General features: G+C 33.4%; 19 protein-coding genes. 11 read left to right on the top strand and 8 right to left on the bottom strand.

The annotated features are described in order from the left end of the window. Window positions 1-63: 63 nt before the first annotated feature. Complete coding sequence (locus FUA22_RS17180; protein WP_147769833.1) at window positions 64-3903, top strand: SpoIIE family protein phosphatase; 3840 nt, start codon at window positions 64-66, stop codon at window positions 3901-3903. A gap of 2 nt (window positions 3904-3905) precedes the next feature. Beyond that, window positions 3906-4244: an STAS domain-containing protein gene (locus FUA22_RS17175; RefSeq protein WP_147769832.1), complete on the top strand. Its 339-nt coding sequence runs from the start codon at window positions 3906-3908 to the stop codon at window positions 4242-4244. Window positions 4245-4658: 414 nt separating this feature from the next. On the opposite strand, the gene FUA22_RS17170 is transcribed toward FUA22_RS17175, so the two are convergent. Continuing rightward, window positions 4659-5030 carry a TfoX/Sxy family protein gene (locus FUA22_RS17170; protein ID WP_147769831.1) on the bottom strand — a complete coding sequence of 124 codons (372 nt, stop codon included), beginning with the start codon at window positions 5028-5030 and terminating at the stop codon, window positions 4659-4661. 79 nt (window positions 5031-5109) lie between these two features. Between FUA22_RS17170 and FUA22_RS17165 the strand changes: the two genes are divergently transcribed. Beyond that, complete coding sequence (locus FUA22_RS17165; RefSeq protein WP_147769830.1) at window positions 5110-5367, top strand: DUF4212 domain-containing protein; 258 nt, start codon at window positions 5110-5112, stop codon at window positions 5365-5367. A 16-nt stretch (window positions 5368-5383) separates the two neighbouring features. Continuing rightward, window positions 5384-7081 (top strand): sodium:solute symporter family protein, encoded by a 1698-nt coding sequence (locus FUA22_RS17160; RefSeq protein WP_147769862.1) that lies wholly within the window; start codon window positions 5384-5386, stop codon window positions 7079-7081. Between the two features lie 50 nt (window positions 7082-7131). Here FUA22_RS17160 and FUA22_RS17155 read toward each other — a convergent pair whose 3' ends face one another. Continuing rightward, window positions 7132-7716: an outer membrane beta-barrel protein gene (locus tag FUA22_RS17155; RefSeq protein ID WP_147769829.1), complete on the bottom strand. Its 585-nt coding sequence runs from the start codon at window positions 7714-7716 to the stop codon at window positions 7132-7134. A 124-nt stretch (window positions 7717-7840) separates the two neighbouring features. On the opposite strand from FUA22_RS17155, the gene tgt reads away from it, so the two are divergent. The 6 genes from tgt (at window position 7841) to FUA22_RS17125 (ending at window position 15043) form a co-directional block, all read left to right on the top strand. Next, window positions 7841-8971: a tRNA guanosine(34) transglycosylase Tgt gene (tgt, locus tag FUA22_RS17150; RefSeq protein WP_147769828.1), complete on the top strand. Its 1131-nt coding sequence runs from the start codon at window positions 7841-7843 to the stop codon at window positions 8969-8971. 6 nt (window positions 8972-8977) lie between these two features. Continuing rightward, window positions 8978-10054 (top strand): LptF/LptG family permease, encoded by a 1077-nt coding sequence (locus FUA22_RS17145; RefSeq protein ID WP_147769827.1) that lies wholly within the window; start codon window positions 8978-8980, stop codon window positions 10052-10054. Beyond that, on the top strand, window positions 10041-10937 hold the full coding sequence (locus tag FUA22_RS17140; protein WP_147769826.1) for a DMT family transporter: 897 nt from the start codon (window positions 10041-10043) through the stop codon (window positions 10935-10937). The genes FUA22_RS17145 and FUA22_RS17140 overlap by 14 nt, the downstream gene beginning before the upstream one ends. 70 nt (window positions 10938-11007) lie before the next feature. Next, window positions 11008-11961, top strand: a complete 954-nt coding sequence (locus tag FUA22_RS17135; protein ID WP_147769825.1) for an acetyl-CoA carboxylase carboxyltransferase subunit alpha — start codon at window positions 11008-11010, stop codon at window positions 11959-11961. 168 nt (window positions 11962-12129) lie between these two features. Further along, the gene (gene dnaB, locus FUA22_RS17130) at window positions 12130-13668 is read left to right on the top strand and encodes a replicative DNA helicase (RefSeq protein ID WP_147769824.1); all 1539 of its coding nucleotides are present in this window, start codon (window positions 12130-12132) and stop codon (window positions 13666-13668) included. 190 nt (window positions 13669-13858) lie between these two features. Then, the gene (locus tag FUA22_RS17125; protein ID WP_147769861.1) at window positions 13859-15043 is read left to right on the top strand and encodes an asparagine synthetase B; all 1185 of its coding nucleotides are present in this window, start codon (window positions 13859-13861) and stop codon (window positions 15041-15043) included. Between the two features lie 5 nt (window positions 15044-15048). Here FUA22_RS17125 and FUA22_RS17120 read toward each other — a convergent pair whose 3' ends face one another. Further along, the gene (locus FUA22_RS17120; protein WP_147769823.1) at window positions 15049-15501 is read right to left on the bottom strand and encodes a hypothetical protein; all 453 of its coding nucleotides are present in this window, start codon (window positions 15499-15501) and stop codon (window positions 15049-15051) included. A gap of 124 nt (window positions 15502-15625) precedes the next feature. On the opposite strand from FUA22_RS17120, the gene FUA22_RS17115 reads away from it, so the two are divergent. After that, window positions 15626-16048 carry a secondary thiamine-phosphate synthase enzyme YjbQ gene (locus tag FUA22_RS17115; protein ID WP_147769822.1) on the top strand — a complete coding sequence of 141 codons (423 nt, stop codon included), beginning with the start codon at window positions 15626-15628 and terminating at the stop codon, window positions 16046-16048. Between the two features lie 13 nt (window positions 16049-16061). Here FUA22_RS17115 and FUA22_RS17110 read toward each other — a convergent pair whose 3' ends face one another. The 5 genes from FUA22_RS17110 to thrS form a co-directional block, all read right to left on the bottom strand. Further along, window positions 16062-19349 (bottom strand): amidohydrolase family protein, encoded by a 3288-nt coding sequence (locus FUA22_RS17110; protein WP_147769821.1) that lies wholly within the window; start codon window positions 19347-19349, stop codon window positions 16062-16064. A gap of 142 nt (window positions 19350-19491) precedes the next feature. Further along, entirely contained in the window at window positions 19492-19836 is a 345-nt protein-coding gene (gene rplT / locus FUA22_RS17105; RefSeq protein WP_147769820.1) for a 50S ribosomal protein L20, read from the bottom strand. A gap of 99 nt (window positions 19837-19935) precedes the next feature. Further along, on the bottom strand, window positions 19936-20133 hold the full coding sequence (gene rpmI / locus FUA22_RS17100) for a 50S ribosomal protein L35 (protein ID WP_139698285.1): 198 nt from the start codon (window positions 20131-20133) through the stop codon (window positions 19936-19938). 93 nt (window positions 20134-20226) lie between these two features. Next, window positions 20227-20748, bottom strand: a complete 522-nt coding sequence (gene infC / locus FUA22_RS17095; RefSeq protein ID WP_262713242.1) for a translation initiation factor IF-3 — start codon at window positions 20746-20748, stop codon at window positions 20227-20229. Between the two features lie 64 nt (window positions 20749-20812). Next, the gene (gene thrS / locus FUA22_RS17090) at window positions 20813-22747 is read right to left on the bottom strand and encodes a threonine--tRNA ligase (protein WP_147769819.1); all 1935 of its coding nucleotides are present in this window, start codon (window positions 22745-22747) and stop codon (window positions 20813-20815) included. Window positions 22748-22911 lie beyond the last annotated feature (164 nt).

The raw sequence follows: 22911 nt of genomic DNA, 5'->3' as shown, positions 1-22911 counted from the left end.
ATACTTTTTGAAGGATATGTATCTATTGGAGTTAAACTCATGTTTTGAATCTATAAATCAATTATGAGACACAAAATATCAGATATTTTCAAGCAGGTAAGCACCGTTATTGCTTTGTTGCTATTTTTTACCCTCATTTCTTTTTTTCTATTCTATTCTAACAGTAAGAATGAAAAAGAACTTATAAATGCTAAAAATAATCGTACTATTTTATTACAGCTTGTAGATGAACTGAGACAAAGTTCAGATGATCTTACAAATATGTCAAGACTTTATATCATAACAGGAAATGAAAAATACTATAAGGCATTTAATACAATAGTTAAAATAAGAGAAGGGGAAATTCCGAGACCTATTGATTATAATCAGGCTTATTGGGATATTTATTTAGCTAAAGGAAAAATCCCACGTTCAGTTGGAGATCAAATCCCTTTACTAAAACTTATACAAAAGTATTGTCATGATAAGGATGTAGAACAGCATTTTATTAAAGCAAAGAACAATTCAGATGATTTGGTTTTAATTGAGGAGGAGGCTTTTAACGCCATGAAGGGGCTATTTAAAAATGATGATGGTACTTACTCAAAAAATGGGATTCCTAATCCTGATTTTGCACGAGAATTATTATTTAATAATGAGTATTTGCGGGCTAAAGGAAAAATCATGAGATCAATTAATGATTTCTACCACTATCTTGAGGAATATTCTACTAATTCAATCATAAAAATTGAGAGAAAACAATCTCAGCTTAGATCATTGCAGTTTGCCATAATCATTCTAGTAATAGCTTTACTTTTGTTTTTTGGTTTGTATTTTCTAAAACATCTTAAAAGACAGAAACTGGGAAATGAGCCAGAAAATAGTGGTAAACTTTTAGATTTTCTGAAAGAACTAAGAAATTCTTGGGGCCTGATATTTATCTCAATATTTTTCACCTTATTGATTTACTTTTTTTTCCAAATAGTTAACTCTCAGATTCAGAAAAATATCGAGTCTGATCTTAAGCAATCTTTATCAACTGTTTTAGAAACAACCCATACCAACATAGTTAGTTGGTTATCAGATATGGAAAAGGATTTGAATGCATTTGTCAGAAAAAAAGAGTATAAGTCCTTTATTGATGTTAGTCACCAAAAAATAGCTGATGATCTTTTAGAAGAGGTTAATTTACATTTTACTGATGAATCTATAAAATATTACGCGTTTTTGAATGAGGAGGCAAGAATTATTGCATCAAATAACAGTAAATGGGTTAATCGACAATTTGATGAGCTAGATGCAACTTCAATCTCTCTAGACAAAGAAAAAAATCAAGGCATCTTCACTGCTTTTCCTAGTAATAAAGGAGTAGATGCATCCTATAATGAATTGATTAAAATCGGACATTCCAGTTTTTCAAAGTTAGGATTGTACCAAGGGTCTTTTTTGTTGTTTTTAGACCCTCAAAACAGATTTACATCCGTATTACAAGGTGGCCGAATGGGAGAATCAGGGGAATCTTATGCATTTAATATTAATAGTGAAATGATTAGTGAAAGTAGGTTTACTAGTCAACTTATTAAAATGGGACTTCTTAAAGAAGGAGAAAAGAGTGAATTGAATATAGATATTCGAGATCCGAAAACCTCATTGATATCCGATGGTAGTGGTAAAGGGTTACATCAACCTACCTTAATGGTGAAGAACGCAACTTCTGGATATTCAGGAATTAATATTGAAGGTTATAATGATTACCGCGGAGTAACTGTAATTGGAGTGTGGAAATGGCTAGAAGTATATGGATTTGGTATAACTACCGAGATTGACTATGATGAAGCCTATAAAACAGTTTTTCTCACTAAACGTTTGAGTTATTTTAGTATCTGCTTTTTTGTAATTCTACTTTTTACATTGATGTTCATTTCTGTATTTAATAGGATGAAATTAAAAAAACTGAACCGAGCCATAAATAAAAAATCAAATTTGTTAAATTCTATCATGGATGCCATCCCAGATATCATTTTTTATAAAGACATCAAAATGAATTATTTAGGAGCTAATAAGGCGTTTGAAAAACAAATTGGCTTTAAGAAGGAGGAGTTTATTGGCAAAGGAGATTATCCGTTTATTCCAGAAGAATTAGCAATGGAACTGGAAAAAACAGACCATGCAGTACTAGATAGTTTAAAGCAGATTAATTTTGAATCAAAGGATATTGGCCCAGATGGAAAGGAAAAAATCTTTGACACAAATAAAACACCCTTTTTTGATAATGAAGGGAATCTACTAGGGTTCATAGGTGTTTCAAGAGATATCACTGAACGAAAAAAAACAGAAGAGATCATTAAAGCTTCTGAAAACAGATTTAGATCAATTACTGCTTCGGCGTCGGATGCCATTATTTCGACAGACAAGAGTGGTTTTATTGAATCATGGAATACTGCAGCAGAAAATATTTTCGGTTATACAGAGGATGAAGCTCTTGGGAAAGATTTAGGTTTGATTATACCAAAAAGGTATGACAACAGGCATGTTGAAGGAATGCAGCGTGTAGTAAATGGTGGAGAAAAGAATGCAATCGGGAAAGTTATAGAAGTGGAAGGTCAACGAAAAGACGGCTCAATTTTCCCTGTTGAATTAGCACTTTCATCTTGGGAAGGTACAGATGGATTGAGTTTTAGTGGAATTTTAAGGGATATAACTGATAGGAAAAGGATACAAGCTGTTCTTGAAAAGGCAAACAAACGGATGGAAGGCGAGTTAAATGTAGCTAAAGATATTCAAATGAGTATGTTACCTCTTATTTTTCCAGCATTCCCTCAACGTAAAGAGATTGATGTTTTTGCGAAACTAATTCCAGCTAGAGAAGTTGGAGGTGATTTTTATGATTTTCATTTTTTAGATGAAAACCATATCTATTTTGTTGTGGCAGATGTGTCAGGTAAAGGAGTCCCGGCTGCATTGATGATGGCTGTTACCAAAACCTTATTAAAATCACGTGCAGGAAACGATAAATCAACAGCAAGTATTTTGACACATGTAAATAATGAAATTGCAAAAGACAATGATGCATATATGTTTATTACAGTTTTTATGGCTATTCTAAATACAAGTACAGGTGAATTGGTTTATTCAAATGCAGGACATAATCCTTCTTTTATTATTGGAAAAAATCGAAATATTAAAAAGCTAAGTGATTTGCATGGTCCTGTTATTGGAGCCATGGAGGATATGACTTATGGAGAGACATCGGTTTTTATTGAAAAAGAGGATTTAATCCTTATGTATACAGATGGCGTTACTGAAGCACAAAACAAAAAAGAAGAATTATACTCCGATGAACGGTTTTTGGAGTTAATTAAGGAAGGTAGTTATGAAAGTTCCAAAGGTTTGACAGAACTGATTGTAGAAAGTGTTACAGAGTTTGAGAAGGGAACAGAACAGTTTGACGACATTACTGTGATGACAATGCAATATTTGGGAGATAAAAGTGAAATAATGAGTAAAGTAACGTCAATTGAAATTAAGAATCAGATAAATGAAATGCCAACTGTTCTTGAACATTTTGAAGAATTTGCAATGGCCAATGAGTTTTCTTTTGCTGTGATACAACGTTTTAATATTGCATTAGACGAACTGCTGAATAATATCATTTCCTATGGGTTCCAGGATGAAAAAGAACATACAATTGAGGTGGAGATAGCGCTGAGAAATCAACGTCTAATAATTATCATTAAGGATGATGGTATTCCGTTCAACCCATTCCAAAATGACCCACCGGATACGAAGTTGTCTATAGATAAAAGAAATATTGGAGGTCTTGGAATTCACTTAGTAAAAAATCTTGTTGATGAATATGATTATAATAGACAAACAAACAGAAACATAATAACACTAATTAAATATAACATAAATACAAAATAAAAATGGCACTAGTAATAAAAATAAAAGAAGTGAATAATGTAGTCTTAATTGCTTTGAATGGTAACTTGGACACAAATACAGCTCCTGACGCTGAAACAGAAATCAATAATTTACTGGATAAAGGCACAAAAAAAATAATTATCAATCTTGAAAATACGAAGTATGTTAGTAGTGCAGGACTGCGTATTTTTCTTGCTACAGCTAAGAAAATGACAGCTGCTTCCGGAGCAGTTAAGCTTTGTTGTGCTAATGATGTAGTTCAAGAAATTCTTGACATATCTGGGTTCAGTTCGATTTTAGATGTTAAACCAACTGAAAAAGAAGCGTTGGAGGATATTTAATCAAGGTTAAAAACATCTCTATAATCAGTGAACATAGCAAGTTCTGGACGAGATGAGATATTCTTATGCTATCATAACAACAGCTACAGGTCGCCATCTAGACTTTTTATTGGGGAGAATTTCTTTTTTCTTTAAATTCAAGATTTTAGTTTTAAAAGAGTTTTATGTCCTAAATATTATGGGGTCAAAAATATATAAATGAAAAAATGCAAAACCTTACAAATGTCATGTTTTTAATATAATTTTATTTTGACAATAATTTATAATAAATCTAAATAAAGGATAAAAACCTCTTAAAAGGTTTATGATTATCAAATTTAAAATGTTTTTGGATGAAATTTGATTTTTATTCAAAGAACAAAAAAGTAATTTTTAATGATGATTTTTTAACAATTGCTTTAAATTGACGTTTTATTAAGACTTCTTTTTCCGTCGTATACTAGCCTTTGCTAAAGGGTTAAAAGCAATACATAAATCTAGCCAATAGCTTAAATCGTCTTCAGAATCAAACCCCTCAGGCGTTACAAAAATGTAACCTCTCATAGGACGCCCCGTAAAATCCATAGGCAAACAAAGTGGCTTTTCTAACTCTTTTTCGTAAACTGATTCTCCAATTCTTGCCATTAATAAACTATCTCCATATTTTTTATCTATATGGATACCACAAAGCATTTTTCCATCTAATTTAAATAGTAAGCCACCCATCATTTTCTGGTCTGTGAAGTTGGCTTTTTTTTCTTTGAGTTGTCGTCTTATTCGGTCTGCTAAATATTGGTCGTATGCCATTCGTTATAAATTGATTCTTTCAAACTTGCGGTATTAAAAATACGTTTTTATATATTTAAAGACCATAACCAACTAAAAAATGACAAAAAAAGATAAGGCAAAGGCCTATTGGAAAGAAAACATTAAATATGTTTTAATCTTACTTACTATCTGGTTTTCAGTATCCTATGGAGCAGGAATATTATTTAAAGATGAATTAAACACTTTTAAAGTAGCAGGTTTTAAACTAGGTTTTTGGTTTGCACAACAAGGTTCTATGTATGTGTTTGTTATTCTCATCTTTGTATATGTTCGCCTTATGAATAAACTAGATAAAAAATACGGTTATGATAATTAATTCAATAATTGCAGCCATAGGCGTACAGGATTGGACCTATATTTTAGTTGGAATAACTTTTACTTTATATATAGGTATTGCTATTTGGTCTAGGGCAAGTTCTACAAAAGAATTTTATATTGCTGGAGGTGGTGTTTCTCCTTGGGCGAATGGTATGGCCACTGCAGCGGATTGGATGAGTGCCGCATCATTTATATCCATGGCCGGAATTATTTCTTTTGCTGGATATGATGGCGCTGTTTATTTGATGGGTTGGACCGGTGGTTATGTGCTACTGGCTTTACTTTTAGCACCATATTTAAGAAAGTTTGGAAAGTTTACAGTTCCTGATTTTATAGGTGATAGATATTACTCAAAAACGGCTCGTATTGTTGCTGTTTTTTGTGCTCTTATTGTGTCTTTTACATATGTTGCAGGTCAAATGAGGGGTGTTGGTATTGTGTTCTCTAGGTTTTTGGAAGTAGATATAAATACAGGTGTCATTATTGGGATGCTAATTGTATTGTTTTATGCTGTTTTAGGAGGAATGAAAGGTATTACATATACGCAGGTAGCTCAGTATTGTGTGCTCATTTTTGCATTTATGGTTCCAGCTATTTTTATTTCTATTCAAATGACCGGAAACCCTATTCCTCAATTTGGGTTTGGGGGAGAACTAGCTGATGGTTCAGGATTTCTACTTGATAAGTTAGATGGTTTAAGTACGGAGTTGGGTTTTGCGGAATATACCGAAGGCTCAAAATCAACCATCGATGTTTTTGCAATAACACTAGCTTTAATGGTTGGAACTGCTGGATTACCACATGTGATAGTCCGTTTTTTTACCGTAAAACGAGTTAGAGATGCACGCAAATCTGCAGGTATAGCTTTGTTACTTATTGTATTACTATATACAACCGCGCCTGCAGTGGCTGTTTTTGCAAGAACTAACATGATAGAAACAGTTTCTGATAAACCTTATACAAGCATGCCAGAATGGTTTAAGAAATGGGAAACAACTGGTCTCATAAGTTTTAAAGACAAAAACGAAGATGGTAATATTCAATATTTAGCCAATAAAGAAGAGAATGAACTAACTATTGATAGAGATATAATGGTACTAGCAAATCCTGAAATTGCTAAATTACCAAATTGGGTCATAGCCTTGGTTGCCGCCGGTGGTTTAGCAGCAGCATTATCAACAGCCGCAGGGTTATTATTGGTTATTTCTTCATCAGTTTCTCATGATTTAATTAAAAAAGTATTTAAGCCTTCCATCTCCGAAAAAGGAGAATTGGTAGCTGCACGGTTATCTGCAGTTGGTGCAGTGGTTGTAGCAGGTTATTATGGAATACATCCACCAGGTTTTGTAGCGGCTGTAGTTGCACTAGCTTTTGGGTTAGCTGCGGCCTCTTTCTTTCCCGCTATTATTCTTGGAATCTTCTATAAACGAATGAATAAGGAAGGTGCTATTGCAGGTATGGTTGTTGGTATTTTAGCTATGCTTTTGTATATGATTAAATATAAATTGGGTTGGTTTGACGAAACTTTACCGGATAAAAGTGAATGGTGGTTTGGAATTTCACCTGAAGGTTTTGGAACAGTAGCCATGTTGTTAAATTTTATAGTTTCCATTACTATAATGAAGTTTACTCCGGCACCTCCAGAAGATGTTCAAGACATCGTTGAAAACATAAGAATTCCTAGTGGAGCAGGGGACGCTGTTAATCATTAATAAAAAAGAGGCCGTTAAAAACGACCTCTAAAATTCTATACCATGATTATTTAAAGAATAAAAGACAAACTCAAAATGAGCTGATTTGGCCTGGTGTCTATTCTACTAGTGTTAATGCCATTATTGTTTAAAAATGATGCTTCATTATTGTTAAGTCCACGCTCGTATCTTAAGTCTAAACCAATTTTTTTCATATTAAGGCCAATTCCAAAATTGAGGCCAAAAGTTAAATCTTTTTCAATGTTGTTAATAGAAATATTATCGAATTCGGAGTCTAAAATAAATTGGAACGCCGGTCCTCCATAAACACTTAAAGGCCCTAATACTTTGATTCCAACAAGTAAGGGAATATCTAGTTTTTGCATTTTAAAAGTATTATTGTCATAATCACTTTTTGTACTAGTATAAACAACTTCTGGCTTAAAATAAAGTTGATTTCCAAATTTGGAAAACAACCCAAAATGATAGCCAACATTTCTATCTGGGTGTTCGGCATTACTACTTATAGATTCAAAATAATTACCGTTGGCGTTGTAATTTAAACCAGCTTTAAAACCGAAACCATTAACTGATTGTGAGTTGGTGGTGTTAGTTAGTAGTAGTCCAAATAAAGCGATAAAAAATACATTTCTCATAATTGTTCGTTTTAAGATTTGTTTAACATTATCAAAAACGTTGCCAAAGCTAAATTATTTTCTTTATAGAACAATAGCTATCATTTTTCAGTTAATTATCTTTGCGCTCAGAATTGATACATCAATGAATTTTCAACTAAAATCACAAGACACCCAAAGTAAAGCCAGAGCTGGAAAAATAACCACTGACCATGGTGTTATTGAAACACCCATTTTTATGCCAGTTGGTACTGTAGCTACTGTCAAAGGGGTGCATCAACGCGAGTTGAAAGAAGATATTAATCCAGATATTATTTTGGGTAATACCTATCATTTATACTTGCGTCCGCAAACACATATTATTGAAAAAGCGGGTGGACTTCATAAATTCATGAACTGGGATAGAAATATTTTAACAGATTCCGGTGGTTATCAAGTTTATTCTTTATCCGCGAATAGAAAAATTAAAGAAGAAGGAGTTAAGTTTAAAAGTCATATTGATGGGAGTTATCATGTTTTTACTCCAGAAAATGTAATGGAAATTCAGAGGACTATAGGTGCTGATATTATCATGGCTTTTGATGAATGTACACCATACCCTTGTGATTATAATTATGCGAAACGCTCTATGCACATGACACATAGGTGGTTAGATAGATGTATTACTCATTTAAAAAAAACACCTCTTAAATATGACTATAATCAGGCCTTTTTCCCTATAGTTCAAGGAAGCACCTATAAAGACTTGCGTATGCAGTCTGCAGAGTACATTGCAAATTCTGGAGCAGTTGGTAATGCTATTGGAGGTTTGTCGGTTGGAGAACCTGCAGAGGAAATGTATGCCATGACCGATGTTGTTTGTAGTATATTGCCAGAAGACAAGCCAAGATATTTAATGGGAGTTGGTACTCCAATCAATATTTTAGAAAATATTGCGTTAGGTGTAGACATGTTTGATTGTGTAATGCCAACTAGAAATGCTAGAAACGGAATGTTGTTTACCGCTCATGGCTCCATTAATATTAAAAATAAAAAATGGGAGGATGATTTTTCACCTATAGATGAAATGTGTATAACTTTTGTAGATACCGAATATAGCAAAGCGTATTTGCGTCATTTGTTTTCAGTTAATGAATTATTAGGAAAACAAATTGCAACCATACATAATTTGGGATTCTATTTGTGGTTGGTTCGCGAAGCTAGAAAACATATATTAGCGGGAGATTTTAGATATTGGAAAGATAAAATGATAAAACAAATGGATAAACGCTTATAGAGGTTAATGAAGATTCTTGATTGGTACATATTAAAGCGTTATTTACTAACATTTACCATGTTATTACTACTGTTTATCCCTATCATGATAACAGTACACTTAGCAGAAAAAATTGGTAAAATTCTTGAAAATGAGGTGCCTCTCTCTGAAGTGCTAATTTATTTTTTAGACTTTACCATTTACTTTACCTATCTACTTTTCCCTCTATTCTTATTTATATCCGTCATATGGTTTACTTCCAAGTTAGCCAATAATACAGAGGTAATTGCTTTTTTAAGTTCAGGAGTCTCATTTACTAGGTTTTTAAGGCCATATTTAATGGGGGCTGTTGTTATTGCTATTTTTTCTTTGGTTTTAGGAATGATTTTAGCCCCAAAAGCAAGTGAAGGGTTTAATGATTTTAGTTATAAGTATCTAAAAAAAGGTAGGAAAGCTGTAAATAACACCAATGTATTTAGGCAGATTAATGATAATGAAGTTATTTATGTGAGTAGTTTTGATGTGAAAAACAACTATGGACGTAATTTTACATTAGAACATTTTGATAATAACAAGCTTACCTATAAAATTACGGCTACTACGATTAAATATCTTGAAAAAGATACCATTTATAGACTGCAAGATTGGGTTAAAAGGGATATTCTTGAAAACGAAGATAAGATAGAGTTTTTAAGGAGAAAGGATACGCTTTTCGATTTCAAAGTAAAGGAACTTATTCCAGTTATTTATGCAGCAGAAACAAAAACATATGGCGACTTAAAACGGTTTATTGAAGCGGAAGAAGCTAAAGGCTCTTCAGATGTTGGGCGTTTTAAATTGGTTCTGTATCGGAAATGGAGTTTACCAGTTTCCGTTTTCATATTAACAATTATTGCTGTGGCAGTATCCTCAATTAAGAGACGTGGTGGTATGGGAGTTAATCTTGCCGTAGGTATATGTATAGCTATGGTTTTTGTGTTTTTCGATAAGATTTTTGGTGTTATGGCAGAACAATCAGATTTTCCACCACTTATTGCGGTATGGTTTCCTAATGTCATTTTTGGTATTTTAGCGGTATACCTTTTATACAATGCCAAACGCTAAACTTAAAAATTATTTACATCTTCATTTTTTAGTTTTTATTGCTGGTTTCACTGCTATTTTAGGTGAATTAATAACTATAACAGCTATCCCTTTAGTTTGGTTTAGAATGGTAATAGCTGCTATTTTAATGTTTATCTACATTAAGGTTGCTAAAGTAAAATTAAAGATTAGGCTTAAGTCCGTATTAAAACTATCGGTAGCTGGAATTATAATAGCTTTACATTGGATAACCTTTTTTGGAGCTATTGATGAGGCTAATATTTCAATTGCACTAGCTATGTTTTCAACAGGAGCGTTTTTTGCTTCATTTATAGAACCAATAATTTATAAACGAAAAATCATTTGGTATGAAATCCTTTTCGGAATTATAGTAATATTTGGGGTTTTTATTATTACGCAAAGTGAAATTAAATACCTTACAGGTATTCTTTTAGGGATATCATCGGCTTTTTTTTCATCTTTATTTGCAGTTTTAAATGGTAGCTTTTTAAAGCAACATACAGCTACAGTAATTTCGTTTTACGAGTTTTTAAGTGGTGTCTTTTTTATATCCTTATACCTTTTGTTTTTTACTGATGGTTTCACTCAAGATTTCTTCAATCTAAGTACATCCGATTTTATTTATCTATTCATATTAGCATCAGTTTGTACTGCCTATGCTTTTATTGCCTCAGTTTATGTAATGAAACTTATAAGTCCTTATACTGTAATTCTAACATATAATTTGGAGCCTATTTATGGTATTTTAATGGCCATAATATTGTTTCCAGAGAAAGAAAAAATGAGTACTTCATTTTATTATGGAGCTATTCTTATAATTATAACAGTGATACTGAATGGAATAATTAAAAATTCTAGAAAACTAAAAAGAAAAACATCTTAATGCTTAATCAAGATTAAAGTTTTTATATTTGTAGCCTAACCAAAAGTTAATAGCCTAAACAAGAATTCTTATGGAATATTTAGAATTTGAACTTCCTATTAAAGAACTAGAAGACCAACTTCAAAAATGTAGAATTATAGGAGAAGAGAGTGAAGTTGATGTTACTGAGACTTGTTCTCAAATAGAGAAGAAACTGAAAGCAACTCAAAAAGACTTATATAAAAACTTAACGCCTTGGCAACGAGTTCAGTTATCTCGTCACCCAGACAGACCTTACACCTTAGATTATATCAATGCTATTTGCGGTGATTCTTTTTTAGAGTTACACGGAGATAGAAGTTTTAAAGATGATAAAGCTATGATTGGTGGTTTAGGTAAAATAGGCGACCAAAGTTTTATGTTTATTGGTCAGCAGAAAGGCTATAATACAAAAACCAGACAATACAGAAACTTTGGAATGGCAAACCCTGAAGGATATAGAAAGGCATTACGTTTAATGAAATCAGCAGAAAAGTTTGGTATTCCTGTAGTGACTCTTCTAGATACGCCAGGTGCTTATCCAGGTTTGGAGGCTGAAGAGCGTGGACAGGGAGAAGCTATTGCGAGAAACATACTAGAAATGACCAGATTAGAAGTGCCAATTATCACTGTTGTTATTGGTGAAGGAGCTTCAGGAGGTGCCTTAGGTATTGGTGTGGGAGATGTAGTGTTGATGCTAGAAAACACATGGTATTCTGTTATTTCTCCTGAATCATGTTCGTCTATATTATGGCGTAGTTGGGAGTATAAAGAGCAAGCTGCTGAATCATTAAAGCTTACTGCAAATGATATGAAAAAGCTTAAGCTGGTAGACGGAATTATTAAAGAACCATTAGGTGGAGCTCATAGAGATAGAGAAAAAACTTTCGCTACAGTTAGTAGTTCCATTATGAATTCTTTTGAGGATTTAAAAAACTTATCACCAAAAGATTTAGTTGCAAAACGTATGGATAAATATGCTAATATGGGCGTGTATAAAGGGTAACTCTTTTAAAACCATGATATAATGAAATCTGAAGTTAGTCACTTCAGGTTTTTTTATGCTTATTCACAATATATTTAAGTTATTAACAGTTAAAATGTTAACTAGTGGTTAAAAACGGTATATTATTTAATCGTTAATCACATGTTCTTTTTAATTACTTTCGTAGTTATGAAACAACCTAGTCAAATTCAAGGATATAAAGTAGATAAAAGTACTCTAATTAGCCTTGAAAAAGGAAAGATACCACCGCAAGCTATTGATTTAGAGGAAGTTGTGCTTGGCGCGATGATGATAGATAAAAAGGGAGTTGACGAGGTTATTGATATTTTAAGTCCAGATGCTTTTTATAAAGAAGCTCATCAATATATTTTTGAGGCAATATTTCAGCTATTTGAAAACAGTGAACCTATTGACTTATTAACGGTTTCAACGCAGTTAAAGAAGAACTCAAAGTTAGAAATGACAGGTGGTGATTTTTATCTCATTTCTTTAACTCAAAAAGTGTCTTCTTCTGCTCATATTGAGTTTCACGCTCGCATTATTTTACAAAAATTTATTCAACGTAGTTTAATTAAAATTTCAAGTGAAATTATTGAAGATTCTTATGATGAAACAAAAGATGTTTTTGATTTATTAGATAAGGCTGAGTCAAAATTATATGAAGTTACCCAAGGGAATATTAAAAAATCTAGTGAGACAGCTCAAGAATTAGTAATTCAAGCAAAAAAGAAGATTGAGGAAATCTCAAACAAAGAAGGCTTAAGTGGAATTCCAACCGGTTTTACTAAACTTGATAAATTAACTTCTGGTTGGCAACCGTCAGATTTAATTATTGTGGCTGCGCGTCCTGGTATGGGTAAAACGGCATTAACTTTGTCCATGGCGAGAAATATTGCTGTTGATCAAAATATTCCTGTGGCTTTCTTCTCTTTAGAGATGGCCTCTGTTCAATTAATTACACGTTTAATTTCTAGTGAAACAGGATTATCTTCCGAAAAACTACGTACTGGTAAATTAGAAAAACACGAGTGGGAGCAATTAAATGTAAAGGTAAAAGGTTTAGAAAAGGCACCTCTGTTTATTGATGATACGCCGTCACTTTCTATTTTTGATTTAAGAGCAAAAGCACGTCGTTTATCATCACAACATGGTATTAAATTAATCATGATTGATTACTTACAACTTATGACAGGAGGAACCAGTCATGGGGGTAATAGAGAACAAGAAATTTCTATGATTTCTAGAAACTTAAAAGCCTTGGCAAAAGAGTTGAATGTACCTGTAATTGCCTTATCACAGTTGTCTCGTGCTGTTGAAACACGTGGAGGAAGTAAACGTCCATTATTATCAGATTTACGTGAATCTGGAGCTATTGAGCAGGATGCCGATATTGTTAGCTTTATTTACAGACCGGAGTATTATAAAATTGATGAATGGGATGATGAAGAGCGTTCACCTACCGAAGGACAAGCGGAATTCATTATTGCAAAACACAGAAATGGTGGATTAGAAAACATCAGGTTGAAGTTCTTAGGTCACTTAGGTAAGTTTGATAATTTAGATGACTTCGATTCTCCTTTTGAGTTTCATTCTAAAATGAATGCTGCTGCAAACGATGACACCTTTAAGGCCGACGATTTTAAGGCAAGTCCTGACCAAGCTTTTGGTAGTTCTTTTAATGACGATGATAATGATGTTCCATTCTAATCTTTAATCTTCTGTTAAAGGCATTTTTAGTCGAGTAAATTTTAAGTATCTTTCGTTTCATAAATAATGGTCATTTCTCGTAAAGCGAGAAATCTTATAAAGGTTAGCCTCAATTTTGAAAAAGATATTCTTAGTTATAGTATTTCTATTCGTTACAGTAAATTCTTTTGCTTCCTATATACTTATTCCAATGGATGTTGAAAGTCAAAAAAATCATCTGAAAGCTTACGGAATTACCTATTGGACTTTAAATAAAGAACTTAAAGTTAAGTGGTTGCTTAATTACAGAGGTGGTTCTTTTTTATTACCGGATACCGAAGATATTCAAAGAGAATGTCAAATAAGAGGTGTCTCCTTCGAAATAATTTCAAATGCTATGGCCGAAGTTATTCTAGAAGAAATAAGTAGCCCGAGTAAGAATATGGAGGCTGTGGTTTTAGAAAAAGCACCCAAAATTGCAGTTTATACTCCAAGAGGAAAACTACCGTGGGATGATGCGGTAACTATGGTTTTGCAATATGCTGAAATTCCTTATGAAACAGTCTATGATGAAGAGGTGTTAAACGATAATTTGTTGTTATATGATTGGTTGCATCTGCATCATGAAGATTTTACCGGACAGTACGGGAAATTTTACGGTGCCTATAGAGCGGCGTCTTGGTACATAAATGAAAAGAAATCAGCAGAATCCTTGGCGTCAAAGTTGGGTTATAATAAGGTTTCTCAGGAAAAGCTAAGTGTTGCTTTAAAGATTAGAGATTATGTAGTTGGTGGCGGTTTTATGTTTGCTATGTGCAGTGCCACCGATAGTTTTGATATTGCACTATCAGCAGAGGGTATTGATATTTGTGAACCAATGTTTGATGGAGATGGGAGTGAAGCAGGATACCAGAATAAGATAGATTATAGGAAAACTTTTGCTTTTAAAGATTATACTTTAGAAAGAAGTCCACTTATTTATGAGTTTTCTTCTATTGATATGACCAGAAAGCGAAGTGTTTCTAGAACAACAGATTATTTTTCATTAATGGAGTTTTCTGCTAAATGGGATCCCATTCCCACCATGCTTTGTCAGAACCATACAGCTTTAGTAAAGGGCTTTATGGGACAAACTACCTCTTTTACTAGAGATGAAATAAAATCGAATGTATTAATTATGGGGGAAACTAAATTTAACGGAGAAGCCAAATACATTCATGGTATAAAAGGCAAAGGCTTTTTCACCTTTTATGGAGGGCATGACCCTGAAGATTACCAACATAGAGTAGGAGATGCTAAAACCGAATTAGATTTACATCCAACATCTCCAGGATATAGACTTATTTTAAACAATGTGTTATTTCCTGCTGCTAAAAAAAAGAAACAGAAAACCTAACTAGTTTAGATCTCTATTGTTGAGGTAGTTATTTTGAAAGTATAAATAAAACCATCTGCTTGTGGTCCGAATGACAATTCATTCTGATCAATTATTAATAAGGTGTTATCTGTTTCAGAGATATAGATTTTTCCAAATTCATTGCCGTCAATTACAGTAAAAATATCACCACTAGCTTCAAAAAGAACAAAGTCATAAGATCCTGATGCTAGTCCATCCTCAATAGTATTATCAGTATTAGAGTTATTAACAGCTAGGACACTATTAAATTCATCTGCATTCCAAACTATATCTCCAACTTCAAAATCATTATCAACACCCGCAATACCACCAGTAACGTTGATTAGGTTCCAATGGATTAGGGTAACTTCAACAGGTCCTTCATTAGTATCGTTAGATAGACTACAACTTGTTATAGTCAAAAAAACGGTAACAAGTATTAAAATTTTTGTTTTCATAGCATTTTGTTTTTATTGTTATAAGATTACAAAGTTATGTAAAGGTTGCGTGAACTTTTAAAATAGTTTAGCCTTTAACAAAAAATGATTTTAAAGTATATATTTGATTGATAATAAAATTACCATGAAATTTCTTCAAGAGCAAATAAAACTGAAACCTTATCCTAGGGGCTTTCATTTAATTACAGATGAAATATTAAATGCTATACCTCAAATTAGGGAAATAAATGTAGGGCAGTTGCAGGTATTTATAAAGCATACTTCTGCAAGCTTAACTATAAATGAAAATGCTGATTATACTGTAAGAACAGATTTTGAAAGTCATTTTAATAAAATGGTTCCAGAAAATGCACCTTATTATAAACATACTTATGAAGGACCAGATGATATGCCTGCTCATATTAAAGCGTCTTTGTTGGGAACCTCAGTACAAATACCAATTACAAAAGGGAAGCCAAATTTAGGAATTTGGCAAGGAATTTACTTATGCGAACATAGAGATTATGGTGGTTCAAGAGCTTTAGTTATAACTGCTTTTGGAACATAGATATTGTTTGTTATTAATGTGCTCCACAACTACAATGCCCATAGTTTAATGTATTCTCGTGCCATGGAAAAGAAGTGTTGTACTTGTTGTTTTCCCAATAGAATTTCGTTCGGATTTTAGTTTCGTTCCCAATCTCATTCATAGTTTCAGTGTCATATAACCTTCCATTTACCATGGTGTAAATCACATTTTCAGTATTTCTAATATTTTCTAAAGGGTTTTTATCTAATACTATTAAATCAGCAAGTTTACCTACCTCTAAAGATCCAATATCATTACTCGCTCCAATATATTCAGCTCCATTTATGGTAGCTGCTCTTAGGGCTTCCATATTGGTCATTCCTCCTTGGCGTAGCATCCACAACTCCCAATGCGCACCTAAACCTTGTAGTTGGCCATGTGCCCCTAGATTAACCTTTACGCCAGCATCAGCTAGAGCCTTACAAGTTTTAGAAACCAAAATATGTCCATTTTCATATTCTTCTTGAGGTACTTTTATGCGATACCTTGAACGTGAATCGATAATACTTCGAGGTGTGTATTTCAACAATTTTTCGTTTTCCCAAACATTATCATTTTCGTAAAAATAAAACTCACCATTTACTCCGCCATAATTAACAATGAGTGTTGGGGTGTATCCTGTTTCGCTTGTTCCCCATAATTTAAGCACATCTTTATATACTTTTGTTACAGGAATATTATGTTCAATGCCAGTATGGCCGTCCATTATCATTGTCATGTTATGATAGAAATGTGAGCCACCTTCAGGAACAACAAAAACACCCTCTTCTCTAGCAGCTTGAATAACTTGTTGGCGTTGATTACGTCTTGGTTGGTTGTAGCTTTTAACAGATAGAGCTCCAAATGCTTTAGTCCGTCTAACAGCAGAACGAGCATCATCTAAACTATTAATTATGGCTTTGAAGTCCCCATCAGCACCATATAGGATAGCGCCAGTAGAGTAGAGGCGTGGTCCCACCATAGTTCCATTTTTTATAAGTTCTGATAAGGTAAATACAGATTCGGTATTTGCAGATGGATCATGCGAAGTTGTAACACCAAAAGCTAAATTAGCAAATAACTGCCAATGCTTTTGAGTTGTAATTCCCGATCTAAAATATGCAACATGGGCATGTACATCAACTATTCCAGGCATGATGGTCTTTCCTTTAACATCAAATATTTTTGCATCTTTAGGAATTTCTATTTCTGAAGTTCCAATAGCTTTAATTTTATTACTAGATATCACTATAGTACCATTTTTTATGACTTTTTCACCATCCATAGTTATAATGGTGGCACCAGTGAAAGCTATATTACCCTTAGGTTTGTCTGTTTTAACTAATAAATTTATTTTAGTTCCTTTTTCAGCTATTGGGGGAATACTATCTGGCGAATCTTCAAGAAATGTAAATCGTTGAGATAAGGTGTTTGTAAAATATTCATCACCTATGGTCCAATGAACTTTATCACTATCTTTAGACCAATGAATGCTTATACCGGCGTCTTTTGTAACTTGGGTTATGGGAACAAATTTTTTCGCTCCTTTTTTTAAATCGAAAGTCACAGTTTTACCAGATTTTGGCAGAGGTGCTATATATGCTCTATGTAAGTTTGAAAAAGCAATCCATTGATTATCTGGACTTATAACTAGCCGATTGGCATATTTCATAGAGACTATGGTTTTTTCATCCTTACCGTTAAAATCAACGCTCTTTAGCATTTTGGTTAAATTTCCAAAGAACACTCCTCCTGTTTGGTAAATGATTTTATTTCCTTCAATATTAAAAACAGGATAAGCTCCTTGATTAGTTATAAACTTGTTGTTGCTTCCATTAGAATCCATTATATAAATACCAGTCTTTTTTGAGTGCGAATAACCTTGATCACTATTTCCTGATTCTTTTTGATAGGTTATTTTGCTGCCATCATTTGAGTAAGTAGGGGTTCTAAAAATACCTTTAGATTTATTAAGCTGGGTTCGAATGCCTCCATTAACATCTATTTTGAAAATGTTACCTAAGCTTTCATCATTCCAACTCACATACACTATATTTTTTCCATCGGGAGAAAATGCAGGCTCAAACTCAAAATCTGAAGAATTTGTTAACCTTTTTGGTGTTCCGTTGGGTAATTTTTTTAGCCAAAGATGTCCCAAAGCACTAAAAGCTATAGTTTTTCCATCAGGTGAAGTAGCCGTATTACGAATCATTTTGGCTGTAAAATTATCTGGTGCAACTGGTGTCTCAAATTCTAAAGCTTGAGCAATTTTAATCGTAGTATCAACTTGAAAATGAATATTGGTAACTTTTAAAGTCTGGATGTTAATTTTTTTAATTTTTCCTCCAGACCAAAACACAAGTTCTTCGTCATTAGGCATCCAACTATAATTGGGATAAACTCCAAAAATAGCCCAAGCTTCTTGCTGGTCTTTATCTAATGCATCGTAAATTGGCCATTCTTCGCCTGTTCCTAAATCATGAATATAAAGAACAGATTTTGTTCTCACACGTTTAACAAAGGCTATTTTTTTGCCATCTCTTGAAACTTGCGGTCTGGCAGCACCACCAGAACCACCAATAATTCTTTCTGTTGCACCAGTTTTAAATTCATAACGATTAACAACATAGATTTGATTATTTGGGTCTTTATTGTATTGAAAAAAGCCGCCAGGATAAACATCTTCACTATAATACAAATACTTTCCATCTGGTGATAACGAAGGTTCATTAACATCCTGTTGATCATTTTTACGTTTGGTTAGTTGCAAGCCGACACCCCCAGTAATATGATACATCCATAATTCTCCGGCTCCAGCAGAACGCTCGGAAGTAAAATGTTTTCTAGCAATAAGATATTTGCTGTCATACGTCCAAATAGCATTATTAAGTAACCTAAAAGATTCTTTAGTTATTTGTTTGGCATCAGTTCCATCAATATTCATTGTCCAAATATTGTCCCCGCCACCAGCATCACTTGTAAAGGAAATTTTTGAGCCGTCGGGACTAAAGCGGGGTTGTACTTCAAAAGGGAGCCCTTCTCTTAATATTGTAGCTTGACCTCCTTCAATAGGCATAATGTATATGTCTCCCAATAGATCGAATGCTATTTTAGTTCCATCTGGACTAACATCTAAGTTCATCCAAGTACCTTCATTGGTTGAGAGTTTCAAGTCTTTGAAATGCCATTCACCCTCTGGATTAGAAACATCCCATTTATTTTTTTCCTTTTCATCCTTTTGGGCTTGAACGCACAGAGTAGCAAATAGAATGAGAAACAAAAAGGGTTTAATTTTAGACATGGCAGATTAATTTGAAAATTGGTAAAGAAAGGTACTAAATATTTACAGGATAGTTATTTTAAAATAGAACATAAAAAAATCCGACTCTTTCGAATCGGATTTTTATTAAGTGAGAAATATGTTTTACAATAGGCTAAGCGCCTTATTTTACTTTATCAATTACTGCTTTAAAAGCTTCAGGGTTATTCATGGCTAAATCTGCAAGAACTTTTCTGTTCAATTCAATGTTATTAGCTTTTAATTTCCCCATAAATTGAGAATAAGACAATCCGTGTTCTCTGGCACCTGCATTAATACGAGTAATCCATAAAGCGCGGAATGTTCTCTTTTTATTTCTTCGGTCTCTGTACGAGTATTGCATCGCTCTTTCAACCGCATTTTTCGCTACTGTCCAAACGTTTTTACGTCTTCCAAAGTAACCTTTTGCTTGTTTAATAATCTTTTTTCTTCTAGCTCTTTTAGCTACAGAATTTACTGATCTTGGCATAATTTTAATTGTTTTTGTAGTAGGCGATCAAAAATAATTGACACTTTAACTGAGCCTAACTCCAGGGTTTATAATTTATTTAACCGGTTAAAACAGTGGTTACTTTAAACGTAACATGGTTTTAACATTGTCCTCGTCAGCCTTATGCACTAATGTGTCATGGGTTAACGCAAGCTTACGCTTTTTAGATTTTTTTGTCAATATATGACTCTTAAAAGCGTGCTTTCTTTTAATTTTACCAGTACCCGTTAACTTAAAACGTTTCTTGGCACTAGATTTTGTTTTCATTTTAGGCATTTCTTCTCCTAGTTTTAATTATCTCACTTAATTACCTTGTGCTGAATATTATTTCAGCATCTTATTTTTTAATAAACACTACTTGATGTAGCCCTATTTTTTATCTTTTTTAGAGGGAGCAATGAACATGGTCATACGCTTTCCTTCAAGTTTTGGCATTTGTTCTACTTTACCAAATTCTTCTAAATCTTGTGCTAGGCGCAATAATAATATCTGACCTTGCTCTTTAAATATGATGGAACGCCCTTTAAAAAACACAAAAGCTTTAAGTTTTGCGCCTTCTTTTAAGAACTTTTCAGCATGTTTCTTTTTAAAGTTGTAATCATGATCATCGGTTTGTGGTCCAAAACGAATCTCTTTAACAACAACTTTACTTGCTTTAGCTTTTAAAGCCTTATCTCGTTTCTTTTGTTCATAAAGAAACTTTTTGTAATCCATAACTTTACAAACAGGCGGATCTGCTTTTGGAGATATTTCAACCAGGTCTAAACCTTGGTCATTGGCTATCCTCATGGCATCACCTTTGGTATAAATACCAATTTCTACATTATCTCCCACAAGACGCAATTTTTGCGCTGTGATTTTAGAGTTAATCTTGTGTTTGTCTTCTTGAATCACCCTTCTTTGGGGCTGTCTTCTTCTTCTAATTGCTATGGCTTATCTATTTTAAGTTAAACTTTTAAAACGCTTTTAGCGTTTTACTTATTTCTGTTTCTATTATTTCTGAGAATGCTTCAATAGAAATCATTCCCAAATTTTCTCCACCATGCTTACGCACAGTTATTTTACCTTCTTTTTCTTCTTGCTCGCCAATAATGATCATATAAGGATATTTTTGCATTTCGGCTTCCCGAATTTTCTTCCCAATAGTCTCGTTTCTATGGTCTACAAGGGCGCGAATTTCGTCATTTTCAAGCAAATTTAAAACTTTTTCAGAATATTTTTCATATTTCTCGCTAAGAGACAATATAATAGCTTGATTTGGCATAAGCCATAAAGGGAAATTTCCGCCGGTGTGTTCTAGTAAAAGAGCAACAAAGCGCTCCATGCTTCCAAATGGTGCTCTGTGTATCATAACAGGGCGGTGAAGCTCATTATCACTACCTTTATATGTAAGTTCAAAACGCTCAGGTAAATTGTAATCTACTTGAATAGTTCCAAGTTGCCACTTCCTTCCTAAAGCATCCTTAACCATAAAATCTAACTTCGGACCATAAAATGCAGCTTCGCCTTCTTCAATAATAAAATCTAATCCTTTATCAGTAGCAGCATTAATAATAGCTTGTTCTGCTTTCTCCCAATTTTCAACATCACCTATATATTTGTCTGGATTTTCTGGATCCCTTACAGAAACTTGTGCAGTAAAGTTTTCAAAACCTAAAGAACCAAAAACATAAAGCACTAAATCAATAACATTTTTAAACTCTTCATCTAACTGATCAGGCATACAAAACAAATGGGCATCATCTTGAGTAAAACCTCTAACACGTGTTAAACCATGTAATTCTCCACTTTGTTCATACCTATATACAGTACCAAATTCTGCATAACGTTTCGGTAAATCTTTATAACTCCATTGTGAACTATTATAAATTTCACAGTGGTGAGGGCAGTTCATGGGCTTTAATAAGAACTCTTCATCCTCCTTCGGTGTATGTATTGGCTGAAAACTATCCTCTCCATATTTAGCATAATGACCAGAGGTAACATATAATTCTTTCTGCCCAATGTGAGGAGTAACAACCATTTCATAGCCAGCTTTCTTTTGGGCAGCTTTTAAAAAGTTTTCTAAACGCTCACGTAAGGCAGTGCCTTTTGGTAACCATAACGGTAAGCCTTGGCCAACTTTTTGAGAAAAAGTAAAAAACTCTAATTCTTTACCTAGTTTTCTATGGTCACGTTTTTTAGCCTCTTCCAATAAATGTAAATACTCGGTTAGTTCCTTTTGCTTAGGAAATGAAATACCATAAACTCGTGTTAACTGAGGTTTGTTTTCATCACCTCTCCAATAAGCTCCAGCAACACTTAAAACTTTAACAGCTTTAATAATACCGGTATTTGGAATGTGTCCACCACGACATAAATCTGTAAAAGTAGAATGATCACAAAATGTAATGGTGCCATCCTCTAAATTTTCAATAAGCTCGGTTTTAAACTCATTACCTTTATATAGTTCTAAAGCTTCAGCTTTACTCGCAGAACGCATTTTAAATTCATGCTTTCCACGTGCAATCTCCAACATTTTGTTTTCAATAGCCTTAAAATCTTTTTCAGATACTACATGCTCACCAAAATCAACATCATAATAATACCCATTTTCAATAGCAGGACCAATAGTAAGTTTCACACCAGAATATAATTCCTCAATAGCTTGTGCTAAAACGTGCGCAGAAGAATGCCAAAAAGCAGTTTTGCCCTCATCATTTCTCCAGGTGTATAAAACCAATGCACCATCTGTGGTTAAAGGAGTTACTGTTTCAACTGTTGTACCATTAAAACTTGCCGAAATTACATTTCTAGCTAACCCTTCACTAATACTCTTAGCAACATCCATTGGTGTAACGTTTTCCTCAAACGTTTTTACACTACCATCTGGTAAAGTAATATCTATCATCAAATCAAATTAAAATCAGTGTGCAAAGATAATAGTATAAACAAATCCACACAATATATATATAGGTATAATTTTTTTTATGGCGTTCCCCTCATACTTTGGTGTGGGGCTTTTTGCTATATCTTTTTCTCGCACCTCAAAAAAGGATGCCTCTACAATCGCTA

This window comes from Seonamhaeicola maritimus (assembly GCF_008056315.1).
In the GTDB taxonomy this organism is placed as follows: domain Bacteria; phylum Bacteroidota; class Bacteroidia; order Flavobacteriales; family Flavobacteriaceae; genus Seonamhaeicola; species Seonamhaeicola maritimus.
Note: the sequence above shows the minus strand (reverse complement) of the source record. Positions and strands in the feature narration are given on the sequence as shown.